The organism is Streptomyces sp. SJL17-4 (assembly GCF_036826855.1).
Classification (GTDB): domain Bacteria; phylum Actinomycetota; class Actinomycetes; order Streptomycetales; family Streptomycetaceae; genus Streptomyces.
In genome coordinates this window covers 4,101,294-4,122,500 of record NZ_CP104578.1, presented here as the reverse complement: position 1 = coordinate 4,122,500, position 21,207 = coordinate 4,101,294, and the positions used below count along the sequence as shown (strand labels likewise).

Below are 21,207 nucleotides of genomic sequence, written 5' to 3'. Positions count from 1 at the left end.
CCGGGCGGTGGTAGTCCCGGGGTAAGGGTGTAGGGCGTTGTCCAGGTAAATCCGGACAGCACATAGCCTGAGACCTGATGCCGAGCCGATTGTGGTGAAGTGGATGATCCTATGCTGTCGAGAAAAGCCTCTAGCGAGTTTCATGGCGGCCCGTACCCTAAACCGACTCAGGTGGTCAGGTAGAGAATACCGAGGCGTTCGGGTGAACTATGGTTAAGGAACTCGGCAAAATGCCCCCGTAACTTCGGGAGAAGGGGGGCCACGTCTGGTGATCGGATTTACTCCGTGAGCTGGGGGTGGCCGCAGAGACCAGCGAGAAGCGACTGTTTACTAAAAACACAGGTCCGTGCGAAGCCGTAAGGCGATGTATACGGACTGACGCCTGCCCGGTGCTGGAACGTTAAGGGGACCGGTTAGTCACATTTCGGTGTGGCGAAGCTGAGAACTTAAGCGCCAGTAAACGGCGGTGGTAACTATAACCATCCTAAGGTAGCGAAATTCCTTGTCGGGTAAGTTCCGACCTGCACGAATGGCGTAACGACTTCTCGACTGTCTCAACCATAGGCCCGGTGAAATTGCACTACGAGTAAAGATGCTCGTTTCGCGCAGCAGGACGGAAAGACCCCGGGACCTTTACTACAGTTTGATATTGGTGTTCGGTTCGGCTTGTGTAGGATAGGTGGGAGACTTTGAAGCCGTGACGCCAGTCATGGTGGAGTCGCCGTTGAAATACCACTCTGGTCGTGCTGGATGTCTAACCTCGGTCCGTGATCCGGATCAGGGACAGTGTCTGATGGGTAGTTTAACTGGGGCGGTTGCCTCCCAAAGGGTAACGGAGGCGCCCAAAGGTTCCCTCAGCCTGGTTGGCAATCAGGTGTTGAGTGTAAGTGCACAAGGGAGCTTGACTGTGAGACCGACGGGTCGAGCAGGGACGAAAGTCGGGACTAGTGATCCGGCGGTGGCTTGTGGAAGCGCCGTCGCTCAACGGATAAAAGGTACCCCGGGGATAACAGGCTGATCTTCCCCAAGAGTCCATATCGACGGGATGGTTTGGCACCTCGATGTCGGCTCGTCGCATCCTGGGGCTGGAGTCGGTCCCAAGGGTTGGGCTGTTCGCCCATTAAAGCGGTACGCGAGCTGGGTTTAGAACGTCGTGAGACAGTTCGGTCCCTATCCGCTGTGCGCGTAGGAATATTGAGAAGGGCTGTCCCTAGTACGAGAGGACCGGGACGGACGAACCTCTGGTGTGCCAGTTGTCCTGCCAAGGGCATGGCTGGTTGGCTACGTTCGGGAGGGATAACCGCTGAAAGCATCTAAGCGGGAAGCCTGCTTCGAGATGAGTATTCCCACCTCCTTGAGAGGGTAAGGCTCCCAGTAGACGACTGGGTTGATAGGCCGGATGTGGAAGCCCAGTAATGGGTGGAGCTGACCGGTACTAATAGGCCGAGGGCTTGTCCTCAGTTGCTCGCGTCCACTGTGTTAGTTCTGAAGTAACGAACTGTGCCGATACCGGTTCGTCAACTTCATAGAGTTTCGGTGGTCATAGCGTTAGGGAAACGCCCGGTTACATTCCGAACCCGGAAGCTAAGCCTTTCAGCGCCGATGGTACTGCAGGGGGGACCCTGTGGGAGAGTAGGACGCCGCCGAACAATCATTGTGGGAAAGCCCCGCACCTTCATGGTGCGGGGCTTTTCTGCGTTCCGGAGCTTTTCGTGGGGCCCGCTCAGGCCGGCGTGACCAGTTGGGTGTCATACGCCAGGATCACCGCCTGGACGCGGTCGCGGGCGCCCGTCTTCGCCAGGATGCGGCCGACATGGGTCTTCACCGTCGACTCCGCGAGGTGGAGGCGTTCGGCGATCTCGGTGTTCGTCCAGCCCTGGCCGATGACCGTGAGGATCTCGCGTTCCCGTTCGGTGAGGGAGGCGAGTCGTGGGTCCTCCGGGTGCGGTTCTGCCGTGGGGGACGCCGGCAGGTGGTGGATATAGGCGTCCAGGAGGCGGCGGGTGAGGCTCGGGGCGACAACCGCGTCGCCGCTCGCGACCGCGCGGATCCCGGCGAGGAGTTCCTCCGGCTGTGCGTCCTTCACCAGGAAGCCGCTGGCGCCGGCGCGCAGGCCGTCGTACGCGTACTCGTCCAGGTCGAAGGTGGTGACGATCAGGACGCGGGTGCGGGCGCCCGTGGCGATGATCCGGCGGGTGGCCTCGATGCCGTCGAGGCCGGGCATCCGGATGTCCATCAGGACGACGTCGGGGTGGTGACGGTCGACCAGCCGGATCGCCTCCGTGCCGTTCCCGGCCTCGCCGACGACGGTCATGTCGTCCTGGCTCTCCAACAGCATGCGGAAACCGAAGCGCTGCATGGGCTGGTCGTCCGCGATGAGTACGGTCGTCACGAGGGGGAGTCCTCCCGGGGGAGTCGGAGTCCGACATGCCAGCCGCCGGTCGGCAGCGGGCCGCTTTCGAGTGTGCCGTCGTAGAGGGCCGCGCGTTCGCGCATGCCCGTGAGCCCCTGACCCTGGCCAGGGGACGGTGTCGGGGCGGCGCCCGTGTCCGTGATCTCCGCCCTCACCTCTTCGGGGGTGTACGTCAGGGTCACCGTCGCCGTCGCGCCCTGGCCCGCGTGCTTGAGGGTGTTCGTCAGGGCTTCCTGGACGACCCGGTAGACCGTCAGCTGGGCGCCGGGCGTGAGGGGTTGCGCGGTGGGGGAGTCGCGGAGTTCGAGCCGTACGGGCAGGCCTGCCTTCCGTACCCCGGTGATCAGGGTGTCGAGGTCGGCCAGGGTGGGCTGGGGGTCTCGGGCCGCCGCCTGCTCGTCGTCGCGCAGGACGCCGAGCAGGCGGCGGAGTTCGGCGAGGGCCTCGCGGCTCGTCGTACCGATGGCGTCGAGGGCCTGGGTCGCGCGCTCGGGATGTCTGGCCGCCGCGTACCGGCCGCCGTCCGCGAGGCCCGTGATGACCGAGAGGTTGTGGCCGATGATGTCGTGCATCTCGCGGGCGATCCTGGTCCGTTCGGCCGCCGCGGCGAGCCGGACCTCCTGGTCGCGTTCGATCTCCAGACGGCGGGCCCGGTCGACGAGGGCCGCCGTGTGGTCCTTGCGGGAGCGGACGGCGATGCCGAGGAGGGCGACGAGCGCGTACGCCCACAGGGTGGGGACGACGTGCTGGTCCCAACTCCCCCGGGGGAAACGGAGCGCGCCCGTCAGGAGGGGCGGGAGGAGGAGCGCGAAGGACCAGAGGAGTGCGCGGGGCGGGCGGGCGAGGGCGATGTGGAAGAGCGGGATCAGCTGGAGATAACCCGCCTGGAGGAAGGCGCCGGAGGCGGCGCTGACGAGCGCCGCGCAGGCCATCACGGCGAGGGCGGCCGTGGGCTGTCGGCGGCGCCCGTACAGCGGCAGGGCGAGGGCCAGGCTGAGGGTGACCACGAGCCAGGTCGGGACGGTCGGGTCGGGCGCGGTGTTCCGCCAGCCGCCGGACGCGTCCACGAGCGCCGCTCCCGTCCAGAACAGCGTGAGCGTGCTGTCCCACAGCCAGGGCCGGCGCGAGTCGACGGCACGCGCGCGTGCGAGCAGTTTCTGGGCGGAGCGGCTGAGGCCCGTCGTGGTGCCGGCCGCTTCCCGTGCCGTCTCCGTGGTCACTTGATCATCTCCTCATACGTCCCGGCGCTTGAGCAACAGTGCGGGGAGCGTGAGTGTCGCGAGCGCCCAGAGGAGCAGGGCGAGCAGGGCTGCGCCGGGGGAGGCCGCGCCCGGGAGCGGGGTGGCCGAGCCGAGGGCGCCGGCGGCCTGAGTGGGGAAGTACCGGACGGCCGTCTCCATCGCCTCGTACGGGAGCATCCCGAGGACCTCGGGCAGGATCATCACGCCGCCGACGAAGGCGCCGATCGCGCCGGGTACGGAGCGGAGGGTCGCGCCGAGGCCGAGGGCGATCAGGCCGAGGAGCGTGATGCCGGCGGCGTTGCCCGCGAGGGCGGCGAGGACGCCGTCGTCGGTGAGGGAGGCGGCCTGGTCGGTGTCGGAGAGGAAGACCTGTGCGGTGAGGAAGGTCAGCAGGTTGGTGACGAACGTGAGGGTGAGGACCACGCCGGTGTAGACGGCGGCTTTCGCCGCCAGGACGGGGAGTCGGCCGGGGACGGCGGTGAGGGAGGCGCGGATCATGCCCGTCGCGTATTCGCCGGCCGTGACCAGGATGCCGAGGACGGCGAGGGCGATGGCGCCGAGCTGGCTGCCGTAGAGGGTGAGGATGACGGTGTCGACGTCGGAGTCGCCGCCGTCGGAGGTGTAGGTGGCGCCCATGAGGATGCCGACGCCGAGGACGAGCGCGGTGGCGGTGAGGACGGTGGTCCAGGTCGAGCGGACGGTCCACAGTTTGTGCCACTCGGAGTGGAGTACGCGCGCGTGGGTGAGGCGCGGGGTGACGGTGGGGGTGTCGGACGGGGTGCCGGTCCGGGTGAGGGTCGGGGTGGTCATGCGGGGGCTCCCTGGTATTCGACGGAGTCGTGGGTGAGGGCCATGAACGCCTGCTCCAGCGAGGCGGCCTGAGGGGTCAGTTCATGGAGGGGGAGGCCGTGGGCGGCGGCCGTGCGGCCGATCTCCGGTGCGTCCGGGCCGGTGACGAGGAGGGTGTCGGGGGCCTCCAGGGTGATGGCGGCGCCGGGGAGCAGGTTCCGCAGCCGGTCGGCCTCCGGGGTGACGACCTTGACCGAGGCGCCGCCGGAGGTGCGGACGAGCTCGTCGACCGTGGTGTCGGCGAGGAGCCGGCCCTTGCCGATGACGATCAGGTGGTCGGCGGTGAGGGCCATCTCGCTCATCAGGTGGGAGGAGACGAGGACGGTACGGCCTTCGGTGGCAAGGGACTTGAGGAGGGTGCGGATCCAGAGCACGCCCTCGGGGTCGAGGCCGTTGACCGGTTCGTCGAGGACGACGGTGGCCGGCTCGCCGAGGAGCGCGGCGGCGATGCCGAGGCGCTGGCCCATGCCGAGGGAGAAGCCCTTCACGCGCTTGTCGGCGACATGGGTGAGGCCGGTGACGGCGAGGACCCGGTCGACGCGGGACCGCGGGATGCCGTGGGTGAGGGCGAGGGCGGTGAGGTGGTGGCGGGCCGTGCGGCCGGGGTGCACGGAGCGGGCTTCGAGGAGGGCGCCGACGCGGGTGAGCGGGGCGCCGTGCCGGGCGTACGGGCGGCCGTCGACGGTGGCGTGGCCGCGGGTGGGGGCGTCGAGGCCGAGGATCATGCGGAGGGTGGTGGACTTTCCGGCGCCGTTGGGGCCGAGGAAGCCGGTGACGGCGCCCGGCCGGACGGTGAAGCTGAGGTCCTGGACGACGGTGGTGTCCCCGTACCGCTTGGTGAGGTTCTCTGCTCGGATCATGTCGTCGACGTTAGGGAGCGGGCCGCGGGCGTTCGTCCGACCTGGGACGGGAGATGGGGCGTGGGCGTAGTACCGGGGTACGAGGGGAAGCGAAAAGCCCTTGTCAGGGGTGTGTGGGCGTCGGAGGATCGGGCCCATGGACTTTTCGATACGTGCCATCCGCGCCGACGAGTGGGAGCAGACCCGCGAGATCCGTCTCGCTGCCCTGCGGGACCCGGTCGCGCATCTCGCGTTCCTCGACACGTACGAGGCGGCCGTGCAGCGCCCGGACTCCTTCTGGCAGGAGCGCGCCGAGGGGGGGTCCGACAGCGGCGAGGGGAACGCGCGGCAGTTCGTGGCCGAGGCCCCGGACGGGAGTTGGGCGGGCACGATCTCGGTCCTGGTGGAGCGGCCGGCGGACGAGGTGCGCTTCGGTGAGCCGGCGAAGGTCGTCCAGACGCACATCGTGGGTGTCTACGTGCGGCCCGAGGCGCGGGGGACGGGTGTGATCGACGCGCTGTTCCGTGCGGGCGTCGAGTGGTCCTGGTCGCTGGCGGAGCCGGTCGAGCGGGTGCGGCTCTACGTCCATGAGGACAACGCGCGGGCCGCCGCGTTCTACCGTCGCTTCGGTTTCGTGGCGACGGGGGAGCGGGTGGGCGTTCCGGGGCACGACACGGCGATGGAGGACGAGTACGAGATCCGGCGGGCTTCGTAGGCGTCGGTGGCGGGGTGTTGATGGCTGGGCGTGGGTGCCTGGGCGGTCGCCGGGACCTGGTCGTGGCCGGGATCAGGGGTGGCTGGGGGCCGGTTCGGGGTGCGGTCGGGTCCGGGCGGTGACCGTGACGCGGCGGCCCGCGAGGCGGCAGCCGAGGCAGTCGGGGTGGCCGTGGCGGGCGGTGGCGTCGCGGACCCGCCAGTCCCACTGGTCGGCCGGCCGGGGGCCGGAGGGCTTGCCCCAGCCCGCCAGGTGGAGGGTCCAGGTCGTGACGGCGGCGAGAAGGGTCAGTGCCGCGCCGAGCCACAGGGCCCAGGGGAGGTCCAGGCAGATTCCGGCTCCCGCGACGGTGGAGCCCAGTCCGGCGAGGGTGGTTCCGGTCCATCCGGCCAGGGTGTGGCCGAGGTCGACGTCGCCGTGGGCGCTCATGGTTGCTCCGGTGGGGGTGTCAGGGCAGGCAGGATGAAGGCATCGATGGGACGATTTATCTCACGAGCTAAGTAACTTAGATACTAAGGAGTCTCTGCGTGGAGGGCAAGAGCCGTCCCCCGGCCACCGTCGGCGAGGCGATCCACCGGATGGACGCGTACGTGGCCCTGGGCCTCATCGGCCAGCAGGAGGTCGCGCAGGCGCTCGGCCTCAACGTGACCGACCTGACCTGTCTCGGGCATGTGCTCGGCGCGGGCGAGGAGCCGCTGTCCGCCGGGGACCTGGCGGAGCGCGCCAACCTCACCACGGGAGCCGTGACCGGGGTGCTCAACCGTCTGGAGAAGGCCGGCTACGCCCGTCGAGCCCCTGACCCGGCCGACCGGCGGCGGGTGCGCGTGGTCGCCGACCCGGAGGCGGCCGCCCGGGTCGTCGCGCTGTACCAGCCGTTCTACGCCCGCCTGGAGGAGGTCTTCGCCCGGTACACCCCGGAAGAGACCGCCGTGATCGCCGACTGGTTCAGCCATGCCGCCGATGCGGCCCGTGCCCATCTGCACTCCCTGCGCGGCCGCGCCCTCTGACCCGGGAGCGGACCGAGGCAGGGTCCCTCAGTGGCTCAGGGAGGTCTCCGGCCATCTGGTGCGGGCCTGTTCCGGCGAGCGCATCAGGGCCAGGGTCGGGAGGCCCTGGGTGTGGCCGGTGGCGAGGAGCTCCGGGAGCTGGGGGAGCGGGGCCACGGCGGCGACGTCGTCCAGGACGAGGGTCATTGGTGGGTCGAGCCGACCGTCGGATGACCGTGCGGCCATGCGGCGGCCGTGCTCGACCACGCTTGCGGCGAGCGCCGTCAGGAGCGGCATCGCGCCGGGGTGGGTGCGGGGATCCTCGATGGGCTCCCCCACCACGTAGAGGGTGCCCCCTTCGGGGAGGAAAGATGCCAGCGCCAGCGAATCAGTTCGATTCGGGGTGCAGGCCTCCCGGATGTGGATCGACGAGAGCGACGCCAGCGCACGGGCCGTCAGTTCCTGTGCCATGCGGCGGCTTTCCGGGTGCGCGGTGAGTGCCGATTCGAGCAGGCCCGCGTGGCCGGAGGCCGCCTTCGGGTGGCTGCGGAGGATCCGTACGGGCTCGTGGGCGCCCGTGCCCTGCGCCCAGCGGTGGACCTGGCGGAACGGGCGTCCGTCCACGGCGGCCGCGTGCAGCCAGCAGCGCAGGAGCGTTTCGGCGGTGTCGGCGGTGGCCGCGTCCAGCCGGGAGTGCGGGCGTACGGGCGCCAGCAGGGCGATCGCCCGCTCCGTGGCCACGGCCGGGTCCTCGCAGTGCTCGGACGGCGACCAGTGGAGTCGAGCGGGGGTGTCGCACAGGTGGCCGGGGTCGTGGACGAGGACCGGGCCGAGTTTGCCGCGCGCGTCCTTGGTCGCGGCCCAGAGGGCAGGGTCCGAGGTGATGACGAGGACCGGGCCCTCGGCGTCCTGGACGGCCTGGACGGCGGCGGGGTGGCGGGCGTCCGGGGGGCCGTAGAACGTCCGGGGGGTGCCTGCGGGGGCCGGCGGTGCCGGGGGCGCTGTCGGGAGCGGGGCCGTGGGCGGCTCCGGTGCGTGGGTCGTGAGGGGGCTGCGGGGAGCCGGGGGAGCCGGAGCGGCCTTGTGTACGGGTTCCTCGTGTACGGGCTTCTCGTACGCGGGCTTCTCGTGCGTGGGCCTCTCGCGTATGGGCTGCTCGTCGGCGGGCTCGTCGTACGCGGGCTTCTCGTGCGCCGGCTCGCGGGTGTCCCGTACCGGCTCCTGGCCCCTTCCGTACACCCCCGCCTTCTTGTTGGCGCGCACCGCTCGCCAGCGGGCCAGGGTGCCCAGGGCGAAGATCGCGAGGACGAGGAGGATCATCGCCTCGCCGATCAGCAGGCCCCAGAACAGGCCGTATCCGGAGAGCTGGCCCGGCGGGGTGGCCGGCCAGGCCGCCGCGAGGTCCGCCGGGGCCGTGGCCAGGGAGCGCAGGGCCGAGGGTGTGCCCGTGTAGGCGACACCCTCCGGCCAGGCGCCGTGGGAGAGCAGACCGGCCAGGCCCGTCGCCGTCCACACCAGGACCGTGAGGCAGAGGAGGAGGCCGAACAGGCTGAGCAGCAGCCCGTCGGAGACCCCTCCCCCGCCCTTCCGTGCCGTTTCCATCTACGCCACCGTCGACTGCGAAGTGCCGTTCATCTGCTGCTCGATGAGGATCGCCCGCTGCTCCGTCTCCCATTCGAGGTCCGGGTCTCCGAGGGAGGCCGAGGCTTCCGTCATGGCGCGGTCGGTGTAGACCAGCGGGCGTTCTCGTTCGGTGATGAGGTGTTTGACCACCTGCACATTGCCGTTGACGTCCCAGACCGCGATGCCGGGGGTCAGGGTCGGGATGATCTCGACCGCCCAGCGGGGCAGGCCGAGGACCCGGCCCGTGCTGCGTGCCTCGTCGGCCTTCTGGGCGTAGATGGTCCGGGTGGAGGCCATCTTGAGGATCGCCGCGGCCTCCTTCGCCGCCGCTCCGTCGACGACGTCGGAGAGGTGGTGGACGACGGCGACGAAGGACAGGCCGAGGCGACGGCCGAACTTGAGCAGCCGCTGGAACAGCTGCGCCACGAACGGGCTGTTGATGATGTGCCAGGCCTCCTCGACGAGGAAGATGCGCTTCTTCCGGTCGGGGCGGATCCAGGTGTGCTCCAGCCAGACGCCGACGATCGCCATGAGGATCGGCATGGCGATGGAGTTGCGGTCGATGTGGGAGAGGTCGAAGACGATCAGGGGCGCGTCGAGGTCGATGCCGACGGTCGTCGGGCCGTCGAACATGCCGCGCAGGTCGCCGTCGACGAGGCGGTCGAGGACGAGGGCGACGTCCAGGCCCCAGGCCCGTACATCGTCTATGTCGACGTTCATCGCCTCGGCGGATTCCGCCTCGGGGTGGCGGAGCCGCTCCACGATGTCGGTGAGGATCGGCTGGCGGTGGGTGGTGTGCTCGACGACGTGGGCGTGGGCGACCTTGAGCGCGAAGCCGGAGCGCTCGTCGAGGCCGTGGCCCATCGCCACCTCGATGATCGTACGGAGCAGGGCCAGCTGCCCGGTCGTGGTGATCGACGGGTCGAGCGGGTTGAGGCGGATCCCGGAGTCGTTGGCGACCATGGGGTCCAGGCGGATGGGGGTTATCCCCAGCTCCTGCGCGATGAGGTTCCATTCGCCGACGCCGTCCTCGCCCTGGGCGTCGAGGACGACGACCTGCCGGTCGCGGAAGCGGAGCTGGCGGAGCACGTACGTCTTCTCAAGGGCCGACTTGCCGTTGCCGGACTCGCCGAGGACCAGCCAGTGCGGGGCGGGGAGCTGCTGCCCGTACAGCTGGAAGGGGTCGTAGATGTAGCCCTTGCCGCTGTAGACCTCGCGGCCGATGATCACGCCGGAGTCGCCCAGGCCGGGGGCGGCGGTCGGCAGGTAGACGGCCTGGGCCTGCCCGGTGGAGGTGCGGACGGGCAGGCGGGTCGTCTCCACCTTGCCGAAGACGAAGGAGGTGAAGGCGTCGGTGAGGACGGACAGCGGATCTCGCATGGGTCTGTGCCCCTTCGGCCTTAGCGGCGGATGCCGGTCGCGAACGGCAAGGTGTTCACAAAGGCCCGGTGGTGCTCGCGGTCGCACCACTCCAGCTTCAGATACGACTTGCCGGCGGAGGCCCTGATCGTGCGCTTGTCCCGGGCCAGGGCCTCGGGTGAACGCGACGACACCGTGATGTACCCGACGAGGTTCACTCCGGCCGCGCCACTGGCGAGATCTTCACCCCGCTGGTCGAGCCGGCCGTGGGCGGCGATGTCGCGCGGGTCGACCGTGCGGTTCATCTTGGCGGCGCGGCTGGCGTCGGCCTCGTCGTTGGTCTTCTCGGTGAGCATCCGCTCGATGGCGACCTCGGTGGGCTCCAGGTCCATGGTCACGGCGACCGTACGGATCACGTCCGGGGTGTGGACGAGCAGCGGGGCGAGGAAGTTGACGCCGACGGGGGTCATGGGCCACTCCTTCACCCAGGCGGTGGCGTGGCACCAGGGGGCGCGGGTGGAGGACTCGCGGGTCTTGGCCTGGAGGTACGTCGGCTCCATCGCGTCCAGTTCGGCGGGCCAAGCGTTTCGTTTCGTCATGGCCTGGATGTGGTCGATGGGGTGGTCCGGGTCGTACATGGAGTGCACGAGGGAGGCGAGCCGGGACTGGCCGAGGGGCTGGCGTACGCGGATGTCGGCCTCGGCGAGGCGGGCGCAGATGTCGGTGAGCTCGCGGGCCATGACGACGGCGAGGCCGGCGTCGCGGTCGAGCTTGCGGGCGCCGGAGGCGTGCTTGGCGGCGCGGGCCATGGCGTTGGCCTCGGCGGCGAGTTCGCGGGTGTAGTGCATGCAGGCGACGAGGTAGGCGCGGTGCTGCTCGCTGGAGGTGGAGACCATCGACTGGAGCTGGTCGTACGACTCCATGAGCCACGCGGGCGCGTGGGGGTCGCCGCGCTGGCCGACGTCCTTGGCGTGGGCGTCGGGGTCGGCGGGGAGGGTGCGGGCCAGCATCTGGAGGCGGGTCACGAAGCCGTCGCCGTTGGCGACGTGCTTGAGGAGGGTGCCGAAGCGGTCGACCAGGGCCTCCTGGTCCTCGCTGTCGCGCAGGCCGACGCCGGGGCCCTCGATCTCGATGGCGGCGGTGACGGTGCGGCGGTCGGCGTGCAGGAGGACGGCGATCTCGTCGGGTCCGAAGGGGGCGGCGAGCCAGCCGACGCGGCCGATGCCGGGCGGCGGGCCGACCTCGACCTCGCGGCCGTCGAGGCGGGTGCCGGCCTCGGCGACGACGGAGCGGTAGGCGGTGCCGCGCTTGAGCATCCGCTTGTAGCTGCGGTTGATCTCGAACCACTTGTAGAACGTGCGGTGCTTGTACGGGAGGTACACGGCGGCGATCGCGAGCATCGGGAGGCCGGCGAGGAGCGCGATCCGCAGGGGGAGGAGGGGGACGAGGAGTCCGCTCATCATGCCGAGGAAGGCGCCGACGATGATCAGGGCGATCTCGCCGGTCTCGCGGTTCTTGCCGACGATCGCGTTCGGCCGGGCGCGGCCCACGAGATACGTACGGCGGGGCGCGACCGGCTGGGACTGGGTCGTCAACGCCCTGCACCTCCAGAGTTCTTGCGGCTACTGTGCGGGGTTCCCGCGGTGGGACTGCTGCTGCGGGGTGGGGGCGGGGGAGTCGCGCCGCCGCCGCCGCTTCCGCCGCGGCTGCTGTGGGCGGCCATGCCACCGGACATGGGGTTGGCGGGGCGGGCGGGCTGGGAGCCCTGGCCGCCGCCGTCGCCGCGGGAACTGTGGGTCTTGATTCCCTGGGAGACGAGGGAGGCGGGGGAGGAGATGACGGCCGCGGCCGCGTTCTCGCCGGCGCGGTGGAGGCGGTTGTTGCGGGAGGCGGCGATCTCGTCGCCGAAGCCGGGGACGAAGCGGTAGATCATCGCGGAGGCGAAGATCGCGAGCAGGATGATCGCGAGGCCGGAGACGACGGCGGAGAACGAGTCGGGTCCGGTGCCGGAGGAAAGGGCGCCGGCGAGGCCGAGGACGATGACGATGACCGGCTTGACCAGGATGATCGCGATCATGATGCCGGCCCAGCGGCGGACGTGGCCCCACATGTTCTTGTCGACGAGGCCGGAGTAGACGACGACGCCGAGGAGGGCGCCGACGTACAGCATGACGGCGCGGAGGAACAGCTCCAGGTAGAGCACGCCGGCGGCGATGACGGTCACCAGGGAGACGATGATCAGCATGATGGGGCCGCCACCGATGCTGTCGCCCTTCTGGAGGGCCTCCTTGAAGCTGCCGAAGAAGACGTCGGTCTGCCGGCCGGTGCCGGAGGCGATGACCTCGGTGACGGCGTCGGTGGCGTTGACGACGGTGTAGAGGATCAGGGGGGTGAAGGCGGAGGCGAGGACCGTCAGCCAGAGGAAGCCGATGGCTTCGGAGAGCGCGGTGGTGAGGGGGACGCCGCGGATGGCGCGCTTGGCGACGGCGAGGAGCCAGAGGAGGAGGGTGAGGACGGTGGAGGCGGCGAAGACGATGGCGTACCGGCCGAGGAACTCCGTGTTGGTGAAGTCGACGTCGGCGGTTTCTTTGACCGCCTTGGAGAGGTAGTCGACGGTGGCGATGGCGGCGTCGGCGAAGCCGCGGGCCAGAGAGTTGAGGGGATCGAGCGCGTCGGCGGGGTTGGTGACGGGGGACTGGTTGCTCCCGCCGCCGGAAAGACCGCTTTCGCAGTGCCTCCGGGCCTGTCCTGTGAGGAGATCGCAGCCCTTGTTGCCAGCGCTAGGGCTCGGCGTGGGTGTGGGCGTGGGTGCGGCGAGGACACGGCCGGCGAACAGTACGACGGCAGCCTGGGCCGTGCCGAGCACGGCGGCGACCCTGGTGGTGCGGCGGAGGGGCCTACCGGGCATAAGTGAAGCCTCCGAACTGACCGACGGCATCCGCCATGTCCTGGGCGCTGGAGGCCCTCTGGTCACGTCCGACGGGGACGGGGCCGTCCTTCTGGGTGGACTTGGTGACCTTCCAGTCGCCGCCGACCCACCGCAGCTCGAAAGTGTCGGTGTACCAGGACTCGGAGACCGGGTTCTTCGAGTTTTCGCCCGCGAGTCCGAACAGGGACAAGTACCAGACCGACACCGTCGCCCGGTCCGCGGTGTGACTCTCGACCTTGGAGCCCACCGGAATGACCCGGGAGATGAACGTCATTCCCTGCGGCGCCGTGCCGTCCGCCTGGAGGCCGAGGCTTGTCAGGAGATCCTTGGCGCTGTCGGCCTTGTCGAGGTCGGCCTGTCGGGCTGCCGCCGCGCCGGGCGCGTAGACCGCCGAGACGATCTCGTTGCGTCCCTCGGCGCTGAACATCTCCGCCGAACCGAGCGCCACCGCGTAATTCGTCGCCGCGCTCTGCGCCCCCTGCTCGTCCTGGGCGTAGCCCGTGGGGATCTGGCCGTTCTTGCCGGTGACCGGGCGGATGCCCGTGGCCGCCGTGGGGGCCGTCTTGGCGGGGGTGTCGGCGGAGGGGCCCGCCGCGTCCGCCGGGTCGCCGCCGCCGCGGTTGGCGAAGGCGATGGCCGCGACGAGGACGACCACCACGCCGACGACCGTGATGAGGGAGCGGGAGCTGCGGACGGGGCGGCGGGCGCCGCCGTACACGTCGCCGCTGTTGCCCTCGGGCAGGCGGGTCCGGGTCTGGCCCGAGCCGCCCACGCCGCCGAAGCTGTCGTGCTCGTCACCGGGACTCATGCCGGGAACGCCCCCTCACTGGTTCGCGGTACGGGCAGTACGGGCAGTGCTGAAACATGGCTGGTCTTGCTCGTCTTGCTGGACATCTGGGTAACGCATTCTCAGTGGGGTGGTGTCCGACGGGGGGTCAGACCGCCATCCCGTACACGATGGTGAACAACGTCCCCAGGGATCCGATGATGAAGACGCCGGTCAGACCGGCCACGATCAGGCCCTTGCCCTGTTCGGCGCTGAACGTGTCGCGGAGGGCGGTCGCGCCGATGCGCTGCTTGGCCGCTCCCCAGATGGCGATGCCGAGGCAGAGCAGGATGGCCACGGCCATCACGACCTCGATCATGATCTTGGCCTCGGCGCCCAGGCTCCCGAAAGGCCCCCAGTTCGGGGCGATTCCACCGATGATGGTGGTGATGTCGCCCTTCTCGGCCGCCAGGTACATGTAACTCACCGCCCCTGTATGGGTAGTTAGTCGCCCCTGCCGGACGGCATGGGTCATCGCCCTATCTTCGCTGATGAAACCGCTCGCGTGTGACGGCTTGACGGCTCTCTTTACCCGATCCCCGCACATCTGACCGACTTGACCGTCTTGACCTGCGGTGGTCTGGCCGGTTTCTATGCAAAGAAGCGTATGGTCACTCTGTGTATCACGGAGAGTGACTCCGGGCAATGATTGTCGTTGTTGCACTCTTGGGGCGGTGTCGGCGGCCCACCGCCTAGACTCGTTCCCGGGGGCGTACTGCCATGGGCCGAGGGGTGGTTGACGGTGCGTAGGGCCGGCAAGGCGTGGCTGGTGGCCGGTGGGGCCTTCGGGGTCTGTCTGAGCTTCGTCGCACTGCTCGTCGTCGGTACGTACTCGGCGGCGGCGGGTCTCGCCGGCGGCGCGGGCGGCAGGGCGAACGGCACCGTGGCGCTCGCCAAGGGCGCGGTCCCGGCGCTCTACCAGGGGCTCGTGCAGCAGTGGGGGAACCTCTGCCCCGCCATCAACCCGGCTCTGCTCGCGGCCCAGCTCTACCAGGAGAGCGGCTGGAACCCGCGGGCCGTCTCCCCGGCCGACGCGCGGGGCATCGCCCAGTTCATCCCCGGCACCTGGGCCGGTCACGGGGTCGACGGCGACGGGGACGGCGACCGGGACATCTGGGACCCCAAGGACGCGATCCCCTCGGCCGCCTCGTACGACTGCGAGCTCGCCGGCTATGTGAGGAACGTGCCCGGGGACCCGGCGAGCAACATGCTGGCCGCGTACAACGCGGGCGCGTACCGGGTCATCAAGCACGGTGGGGTGCCGCCCATCAGCGAGACCCAGAACTACGTGCGCATCATCAAGTCCCTGGAGAAGAGCTTCGCCCAGCCCCAGGGCCGGGTCGATCCCTCCCGGCAGGCGGCCGGCGCGATCCACTACGCGCAGGGGAAGCTCGGCACCCCGTACCTCTGGGGCGGTACGGGCACGGCCGCGCAGGACGGCCGGTTCGACTGCTCGGGGCTCACCCAGGCCGCGTACGAGAGCGTCGGCATCCAGCTGCCGCGCGTGGCCAACGACCAGTACAACGCCGGGCCGCACCCCTCGCGGGAGGAGCTGCTCCCCGGGGACCTGGTCTTCTTCTCCGACGACCTGACCAACTCGCGGGCCATCCGGCACGTCGGCATCTACGTCGGCGGCGGGTACATGATCGACGCGCCGCGCACCGGGGCGGTGATCCGTTTCGACCGGATCGACACCCCGGACTACTTCGGTGCGACCCGGGTCACCGCGGAGGGCGCGGCGGCGCTGCCCACCCATCTCCCGCAGACCTGAGCGGAGCAGACGGACCGTCGGCCGGCGAGCGCCTTCCGGTCGTACCGGACATGGCCGGAACTCTCCGTCATGCACAGGCCCTGAGCTGCGGTGAACCGTCACTCTTCGATAACGTCATCATGATCCACCGGAGGGATCGGAACGTGCGCCTCAGGCGGTTCGTTCCTTGGTCCGACCGCTCTGACCACGGGGGTTGGAAAACACAGACACGAGAGCAAGGGGCCTCAGCAGATGGCTGGACTCGCATCGGACGGTTCGAACCCCGATGTCAGCCTGCTCTACGACATCAACGGGCTGGCCAAGGCCGCCCCGCCGTGGTTCGACCGCGTCATGGAGTTCGTCGGCGAGTACGGGATCATGCTCGCGATGCTCCTCGTCGTGCTGTGGTGCTGGTGGAGCGTGCGCCGTCGCGGCACCCTCGCCGACTCCGTCTCGGCCGTCGCCGGGCTCGTCTGGGCCCCGCTGGCCGCCGGTGTCGCCCTTCTGGTGAACATCCCCATCCGCGGCTTCGTCGAGCGCCCCCGGCCCTTCAAGGACCACCAGGGGCTCGAGGTCCTCGTCGCCGGGAAGACCGACTTCTCCTTCGTCAGCGATCACGCCACGCTGGCGATGGCCCTCGCCGTCGGTGTCTTCGTCGCCCACCGCAGGTTCGGGCTCGTCGCGATCGGCCTCGCCCTCGCCGAGGGCTTCGCGCGGGTCTACATGGGCGTCCACTACCCGACCGACGTGATCGGCGGCTTCGCCCTCGGTACGGCGGTGGCGCTGCTCCTCGCCCCGCTCGCCCTCGCGCTGCTCACCCCGGTGATCTCCGCCGTCGCCCGCTCCGGCCGCTGCGCGGCTCTGGTCCGCTCCCGCCGCGCCGAGCCGGCCCGGCACCCGGAGGCGGTCGGCATCCCCGAGCCCCGCGTCGGCGGCCCGGCCCCCGGCACCGGCCGCAACGACCTCGCGGCCTAGGCTTCCGCCTCCGCGGCGGTGCGGGCGTGGTTCGCCGCGTCCGTGCGGGCGCGGTCGCGCGATCTTCGGGCCGGTCCCGTCCAGCCGCAGCTGCAGCGTGCCAGCGCGAAAGAGCCGCGCTCCGACATCGTGGTGGTGTGGGGGGAGGGCTGCGCGTGCACCTCACCACGGTACTGCGCGTGACGGCACGCCCCGACCGTCGTTATGCGGATCGGGTGTCCCCAGGGCCCGCGGGACCCGGGGAAGGGCGGGTCCCGGGCAAACAGCGGTGAGGCGTTGGGGGTTGGCAGACGATGGTGGTGCAGCTGCGGTACGGGCGTCCGGGGACGCGCGGGAGCGGGGTGTTCGCCGTCACCGCCGTCCTGGTCGGCTCCCTTGTCGGGACCGCGGCGGTCACGGGCTGCGCCGCCCCCGAGGACCCCAGGCCGAAGGTCGACCCCACCCTCGCCGTACGGAACGCCCCCGACGCGCTGACGAAGGCCGGCACCTCCAAGGCGAGCACCTCCATGGAGATGGCCGCCGGCGGGACGCGGGTCACCATCCGGGGCGAGGGCGGCTACGACTTCCGGCGCCGTACCGGCCGGCTCCAGGTGGTGCTGCCGAAGGACGCGGCCGGGGCGAGTGAGCACCGGCCGATCACCGAGCTGCTCACCCCCGGCGCCCTCTACATGAAGAACCGGGGGGCCGGGGTGCCCGCCGACAAGTGGGTGCGGGTCGACACCACCACCCTCGACGACGGGAACCTCGTCACGGGCGGGGCCACCGATCCGGCCGCCGCGGCGGAGCTGCTGCGGGGCGCCCGGCAGGTCACGTACGTCGGAGAGGTCGATCTGGCAGGGGTGAAGGTCAGCCACTACCGGGGGGTCGCGGACATCGCGCACGCCGCCCGGGTCGCCGCGCCGCAGCTCCGGGGAGCGCTCGCCGCGGCGGCGAAAGGGTTCGCCGACGACACCGTGCCCTTCGACGCGTACCTCGACGGGGAAGGGCGGCTGCGGAAGGTCCGCCATCAGTTCAGCTTCAGCAACCAGGGCCGTACGGTCGCGGTCGCGTCGACGACCCTGCTGTACGGCTTCGGGGTCCCCGTCCAGGTGACGCTGCCGGACCGGCGGGACATCTACGCCGGGAAGATCAAGGCCTGAACGGACCGACCTGGCCCGGTGCCGACGTGGACCATCGGCAAATGGTCCGGACGTGTCATGCGCGGTGCGTGGCGCCGTCCCTACGCTGGGAGACCGCTGGGAGACCGACGCCGGCAGGAAGAGGTGGATGCGCGTGGCCCCGCCCGGTACAGCAACCGTGACCGCAGACCCGGACTGCGTCGCCCTTGCCGAGATCGAACTGTGCGGCGAGCTGATCATCGCCGCGTCGGCCGCGGACGGGGAGCGGCTCAGCGCCGACCGGATCGACCAGGTGCTGAGGGTGGCGGCGGTGGAGCGGGCCGTGGAGGACCTCTGACGGGACGGCCCGGCTCGCCACCGGGTAGGGGAGGAGCGGGAGGGAGGCCTCAGCCGCGCCTCAGGTCCGCATCATGCGGGCGATGGCCTTCGTGGCCTCCTCGACCTTGGCGTCGATGCCCTCGCCGCCCTTGGCCGCCGCATCCGCGACGCAGTGCCGCAGGTGCTCCTCGAGGAGCTGGAGGGCGAACGACTGGAGTGCCTTCGTCGAGGCGGAGACCTGGGTGAGTATGTCGATGCAGTAGACGTCCTCGTCGACCATCCGCTGGAGTCCGCGGATCTGGCCCTCGATCCGTCGGAGTCGCTTGAGGTGCTCGTCCTTCTGCTTGTGGTAGCCGTGCACGCCGTGCTCGTGGTCGGCCGGCCCGACGGCCTCGACGGCCTCGGGGGTGACCTGGTCCGCCTCGGTGGTCGTCATGGCGTCCTCCCGTTGTCCATTAAGGGGGTGTATACCCCTCGTGGGTATATGGTACCGATCCGCCGCCGATCCGGACGGGGGCCCGTGCTGTTCACTGTGCCTGATGGGCGACACTGAGAGACGCCGGTTAGCCGTGGCCGGATGATGCGCCTAGCATCAGCCTGACCGAAACCCAGCACCCCGAGGACCTCACGTGCGATTTCGTCTGACCCCCAGGGAGACGAGCTTCTACGACATGTTCGCCGCGTCCGCGGACAACATCGTCACGGGCTCGAAACTCCTGATGGAACTGCTCGGAGCGGAACCTTCCGCCCGGGCCGAGATCGCGGAGCGGATGCGGGCAGCGGAGCACGCCGGCGACGACGCGACCCATGCCATCTTCCACCAGCTGAACTCCTCGTTCATCACGCCGTTCGACCGTGAGGACATCTACAACCTCGCGTCCTCCCTCGACGACATCATGGACTTCATGGAGGAGGCCGTCGACCTGGTCGTCCTCTACAACGTCGAGGAGCTCCCCAAGGGAGTCGAGCAGCAGATCGAGGTGCTGGCGCGGGCGGCGGAGCTGACCGCCGAGGCGATGCCGAACCTGCGGACGATGGCCAACCTGACCGAGTACTGGATCGAGGTCAACCGGCTGGAGAACCAGGCGGACCAGATCCACCGCAAGCTGCTCGCGACGCTCTTCAACGGCAAGTACGACGCCATCGAGGTGCTGAAGCTGAAGCAGATCGTCGACGTGCTGGAAGAGGCGGCCGACGCGTTCGAGCACGTGGCCAACACGGTGGAGACCATCGCGGTCAAGGAGTCCTGAGGCTCTGTGGACACCTTTGCTCTGATCGTGACCATCGGTGTCGCGCTCGGCTTCACCTACACGAACGGCTTTCACGACTCGGCCAACGCCATCGCCACCTCGGTGTCGACGCGGGCGCTGACCCCCAGGGCGGCGCTGGCCATGGCCGCCGTCATGAACCTCGCCGGTGCCTTCATGGGCAGCGGGGTCGCCAAGACGGTCAGCGAGGGCCTGATCGAGACGCCGCACGGCGACAAGGGGATGGGCATCCTCTTCGCCGCGCTGGTCGGCGCGATCATCTGGAACCTGGTGACCTGGTACTTCGGTCTGCCGTCCTCCTCCTCCCACGCGCTGTTCGGCGGCATGGTGGGTGCGGCGCTCGCCGGCGGTACGGAGGTCATCTGGGGTGGCGTCCTCGACAAGGTCGTCATCCCCATGTTCATCTCGCCGGTGGTCGGCCTCGTGGCCGGTTACCTGGTGATGTGCGCGATCCTGTGGATGTTCCGCAAGGCCAACCCGCACAAGGCCAAGCGCGGCTTCCGCATCGCGCAGACCGTGTCGGCGGCCGGCATGGCGCTCGGCCACGGTCTGCAGGACGCGCAGAAGACGATGGGCATCGTGGTGATGGCCCTCGTCATCGCCGATGTGCAGGACGCCGGCGACGACATCCCGGTGTGGGTGAAGATCGCGTGCGCCGTGATGCTCTCGCTGGGCACGTACGCGGGTGGCTGGCGCATCATGCGCACGCTCGGCCGGAAGATCATCGAGCTGGACCCGCCGCAGGGTTTCGCGGCGGAGACCACGGGCGCGTCGATCATGTTCGGCTCGGCGTTCCTCTTCCACGCGCCGATCTCGACGACGCACGTCATCACCTCCGCGATCATGGGCGTGGGCGCGACGAAGCGGGTCAACGCGGTGCGGTGGGGTGTCGCCAAGAACATCATCCTCGGCTGGTTCATCACGATGCCGGCGGCGGCGCTGGTCGCTGCGGGCAGCTTCTACGTGGTGCAGCTCTTCTTCGGCTGAGGCCGAGCGGCTCCCCTGGCATTGCTGGGGGTCCGGGGGTTATCCCCCGGGCAGGCACAGCGTGGTGCAGTTCTTCTTCGGCTGAGGCCGGTGGTCTTCGGCTGAGGCCGGCACGTGGCTGGAAATGGTCGGGCCCGGCTCCCCTGTGGGGGAGCCGGGCCCTTCGTCTGACGGTGGCACCGCCATGCAGCACCGTAGACGAGTCTTTATCCGAAGCGGCCGGAGATGTAGTCCTCGGTCGCCTGGACGCTCGGGTTGGAGAAGATGCGCTCGGTGTCGTCCAGCTCGATCAGCTTGCCGGGCTGGCCGACGGCCGCCAGGTTGAAGAAGGCCGTACGGTCCGAGACGCGGGCGGCCTGCTGCATGTTGTGCGTCACGATGACGATCGTGAAGCGCTCCTTCAGCTCACCGATGAGGTCCTCGATCGCCAGCGTCGAGATCGGGTCGAGGGCCGAGCAGGGCTCGTCCATCAGCAGGACGTCGGGCTCGACCGCGATGGCGCGGGCGATGCACAGACGCTGCTGCTGACCGCCGGAGAGGCCGGAGCCCGGCTTGTTCAGGCGGTCCTTGACCTCGTTCCAGAGGTTGGCGCCCTTGAGGGACTTCTCGACGATGTCGTTGAGCTGTGACTTCTTGTACTTGCCGTTGAGCCGCAGGCCCGCCGCCACGTTGTCGAAGATCGACATGGTGGGGAAGGGGTTCGGACGCTGGAAGACCATGCCGACCGTGCGGCGCACGGCGACCGGGTCGACGTTCGAGCCGTACAGGTTCTCGTCGTCCAGCATCACCTTGCCCTCGACGCGACCGCCGGGGGTGACCTCGTGCATGCGGTTCAGGGTGCGCAGGAAGGTGGACTTGCCGCAGCCGGACGGGCCGATGAAGGCCGTCACGGAGCGGGGCTCGACGGTCATGGAGATGTCGTCGATCGCCTTGTGGGCGCCGTAGTAGGCGGAGAGGCCGCTGACGTCGATTCGCTTGGCCATGTGAATCACTACTTCCAATGATGCCGCG

Annotated in this window: 21 protein-coding genes and 2 rRNA genes (1 of these 23 cut by a window edge); 10 read left to right on the top strand and 13 right to left on the bottom strand. The window is 69.7% G+C overall.

The window, feature by feature from the left end; translation table 11 throughout:
• Both N5875_RS18395 and rrf read left to right on the top strand, forming a co-directional pair.
• Positions 1–1,459, top strand: a 23S ribosomal RNA gene (locus tag N5875_RS18395) (it extends 1,660 nt beyond the left edge of the window).
• 73 nt (positions 1,460–1,532) lie between these two features.
• A 5S ribosomal RNA gene (rrf, locus tag N5875_RS18390) occupies positions 1,533–1,649 on the top strand.
• Between the two features lie 74 nt (positions 1,650–1,723).
• Here the strand turns inward: rrf and N5875_RS18385 are convergent.
• From N5875_RS18385 to N5875_RS18370, 4 genes are read right to left on the bottom strand one after another with little or no spacing between them, the layout of a single operon-like run.
• Positions 1,724–2,392 carry a response regulator transcription factor gene (locus tag N5875_RS18385; protein ID WP_318208441.1) on the bottom strand — a complete coding sequence of 223 codons (669 nt, stop codon included), beginning with the start codon at positions 2,390–2,392 and terminating at the stop codon, positions 1,724–1,726.
• On the bottom strand, positions 2,389–3,633 hold the full coding sequence (locus N5875_RS18380; protein WP_338494937.1) for a sensor histidine kinase: 1,245 nt from the start codon (positions 3,631–3,633) through the stop codon (positions 2,389–2,391). Before N5875_RS18380 ends, N5875_RS18385 begins: the two co-directional genes overlap by 4 nt.
• A 12-nt stretch (positions 3,634–3,645) precedes the next feature.
• The gene (locus N5875_RS18375) at positions 3,646–4,464 is read right to left on the bottom strand and encodes an ABC transporter permease (RefSeq protein WP_318208443.1); all 819 of its coding nucleotides are present in this window, start codon (positions 4,462–4,464) and stop codon (positions 3,646–3,648) included.
• Positions 4,461–5,363 carry an ABC transporter ATP-binding protein gene (locus tag N5875_RS18370; RefSeq protein WP_338494933.1) on the bottom strand — a complete coding sequence of 301 codons (903 nt, stop codon included), beginning with the start codon at positions 5,361–5,363 and terminating at the stop codon, positions 4,461–4,463. Before N5875_RS18370 ends, N5875_RS18375 begins: the two co-directional genes overlap by 4 nt.
• 136 nt (positions 5,364–5,499) lie before the next feature.
• On the opposite strand from N5875_RS18370, the gene N5875_RS18365 reads away from it, so the two are divergent.
• Positions 5,500–6,057 (top strand): GNAT family N-acetyltransferase, encoded by a 558-nt coding sequence (locus N5875_RS18365; protein ID WP_318208445.1) that lies wholly within the window; start codon positions 5,500–5,502, stop codon positions 6,055–6,057.
• A 72-nt stretch (positions 6,058–6,129) separates the two neighbouring features.
• Here N5875_RS18365 and N5875_RS18360 read toward each other — a convergent pair whose 3' ends face one another.
• Entirely contained in the window at positions 6,130–6,486 is a 357-nt protein-coding gene (locus N5875_RS18360) for an HGxxPAAW family protein (RefSeq protein ID WP_318208446.1), read from the bottom strand.
• 98 nt (positions 6,487–6,584) lie between these two features.
• On the opposite strand from N5875_RS18360, the gene N5875_RS18355 reads away from it, so the two are divergent.
• Complete coding sequence (locus tag N5875_RS18355) at positions 6,585–7,064, top strand: MarR family transcriptional regulator (protein ID WP_318208447.1); 480 nt, start codon at positions 6,585–6,587, stop codon at positions 7,062–7,064.
• A gap of 27 nt (positions 7,065–7,091) precedes the next feature.
• Here N5875_RS18355 and N5875_RS18350 read toward each other — a convergent pair whose 3' ends face one another.
• From N5875_RS18350 to N5875_RS18325, 6 genes are all read right to left on the bottom strand, one after another.
• Complete coding sequence (locus N5875_RS18350) at positions 7,092–8,645, bottom strand: type IV secretory system conjugative DNA transfer family protein (RefSeq protein WP_318208448.1); 1,554 nt, start codon at positions 8,643–8,645, stop codon at positions 7,092–7,094.
• Complete coding sequence (locus tag N5875_RS18345) at positions 8,646–10,046, bottom strand: ATP-binding protein (RefSeq protein WP_318208449.1); 1,401 nt, start codon at positions 10,044–10,046, stop codon at positions 8,646–8,648.
• A 20-nt stretch (positions 10,047–10,066) separates the two neighbouring features.
• Positions 10,067–11,620 (bottom strand): SCO6880 family protein, encoded by a 1,554-nt coding sequence (locus tag N5875_RS18340; protein WP_250771588.1) that lies wholly within the window; start codon positions 11,618–11,620, stop codon positions 10,067–10,069.
• On the bottom strand, positions 11,617–12,933 hold the full coding sequence (locus tag N5875_RS18335) for a hypothetical protein (protein WP_338494923.1): 1,317 nt from the start codon (positions 12,931–12,933) through the stop codon (positions 11,617–11,619). Before N5875_RS18335 ends, N5875_RS18340 begins: the two co-directional genes overlap by 4 nt.
• On the bottom strand, positions 12,923–13,762 hold the full coding sequence (locus tag N5875_RS18330) for a hypothetical protein (protein ID WP_338494921.1): 840 nt from the start codon (positions 13,760–13,762) through the stop codon (positions 12,923–12,925). The genes N5875_RS18335 and N5875_RS18330 overlap by 11 nt, the downstream gene beginning before the upstream one ends.
• A 127-nt stretch (positions 13,763–13,889) precedes the next feature.
• Positions 13,890–14,198 carry a hypothetical protein gene (locus N5875_RS18325; RefSeq protein ID WP_017242359.1) on the bottom strand — a complete coding sequence of 103 codons (309 nt, stop codon included), beginning with the start codon at positions 14,196–14,198 and terminating at the stop codon, positions 13,890–13,892.
• A gap of 318 nt (positions 14,199–14,516) precedes the next feature.
• Between N5875_RS18325 and N5875_RS18320 the strand changes: the two genes are divergently transcribed.
• The 4 genes from N5875_RS18320 to N5875_RS18305 all read left to right on the top strand — a co-directional run bounded on the left by N5875_RS18320 (position 14,517) and on the right by N5875_RS18305 (position 17,960).
• The gene (locus N5875_RS18320) at positions 14,517–15,551 is read left to right on the top strand and encodes a bifunctional lytic transglycosylase/C40 family peptidase (protein ID WP_338494917.1); all 1,035 of its coding nucleotides are present in this window, start codon (positions 14,517–14,519) and stop codon (positions 15,549–15,551) included.
• A gap of 231 nt (positions 15,552–15,782) precedes the next feature.
• Positions 15,783–16,505: a phosphatase PAP2 family protein gene (locus N5875_RS18315; RefSeq protein ID WP_318208453.1), complete on the top strand. Its 723-nt coding sequence runs from the start codon at positions 15,783–15,785 to the stop codon at positions 16,503–16,505.
• A 293-nt stretch (positions 16,506–16,798) separates the two neighbouring features.
• Complete coding sequence (locus N5875_RS18310; RefSeq protein WP_338494914.1) at positions 16,799–17,644, top strand: hypothetical protein; 846 nt, start codon at positions 16,799–16,801, stop codon at positions 17,642–17,644.
• Between the two features lie 127 nt (positions 17,645–17,771).
• Positions 17,772–17,960: a hypothetical protein gene (locus N5875_RS18305; RefSeq protein WP_318208455.1), complete on the top strand. Its 189-nt coding sequence runs from the start codon at positions 17,772–17,774 to the stop codon at positions 17,958–17,960.
• A 60-nt stretch (positions 17,961–18,020) separates the two neighbouring features.
• On the opposite strand, the gene N5875_RS18300 is transcribed toward N5875_RS18305, so the two are convergent.
• Positions 18,021–18,377: a metal-sensitive transcriptional regulator gene (locus N5875_RS18300; RefSeq protein WP_148003210.1), complete on the bottom strand. Its 357-nt coding sequence runs from the start codon at positions 18,375–18,377 to the stop codon at positions 18,021–18,023.
• A 193-nt stretch (positions 18,378–18,570) separates the two neighbouring features.
• Here N5875_RS18300 and N5875_RS18295 point away from each other — a divergent pair, with 193 nt between their 5' ends.
• Both N5875_RS18295 and N5875_RS18290 read left to right on the top strand, forming a co-directional pair.
• The gene (locus N5875_RS18295) at positions 18,571–19,191 is read left to right on the top strand and encodes a DUF47 family protein (protein WP_015035093.1); all 621 of its coding nucleotides are present in this window, start codon (positions 18,571–18,573) and stop codon (positions 19,189–19,191) included.
• 6 nt (positions 19,192–19,197) lie between these two features.
• A complete protein-coding gene (locus tag N5875_RS18290; protein ID WP_318208457.1) occupies positions 19,198–20,196 on the top strand; it encodes an inorganic phosphate transporter in 999 nt (332 codons plus the stop codon).
• 206 nt (positions 20,197–20,402) lie between these two features.
• Here the strand turns inward: N5875_RS18290 and pstB are convergent, their stop codons facing one another.
• Positions 20,403–21,179 (bottom strand): phosphate ABC transporter ATP-binding protein PstB, encoded by a 777-nt coding sequence (pstB, locus tag N5875_RS18285; protein WP_030323320.1) that lies wholly within the window; start codon positions 21,177–21,179, stop codon positions 20,403–20,405.
• Positions 21,180–21,207: the final 28 nt, after the last annotated feature.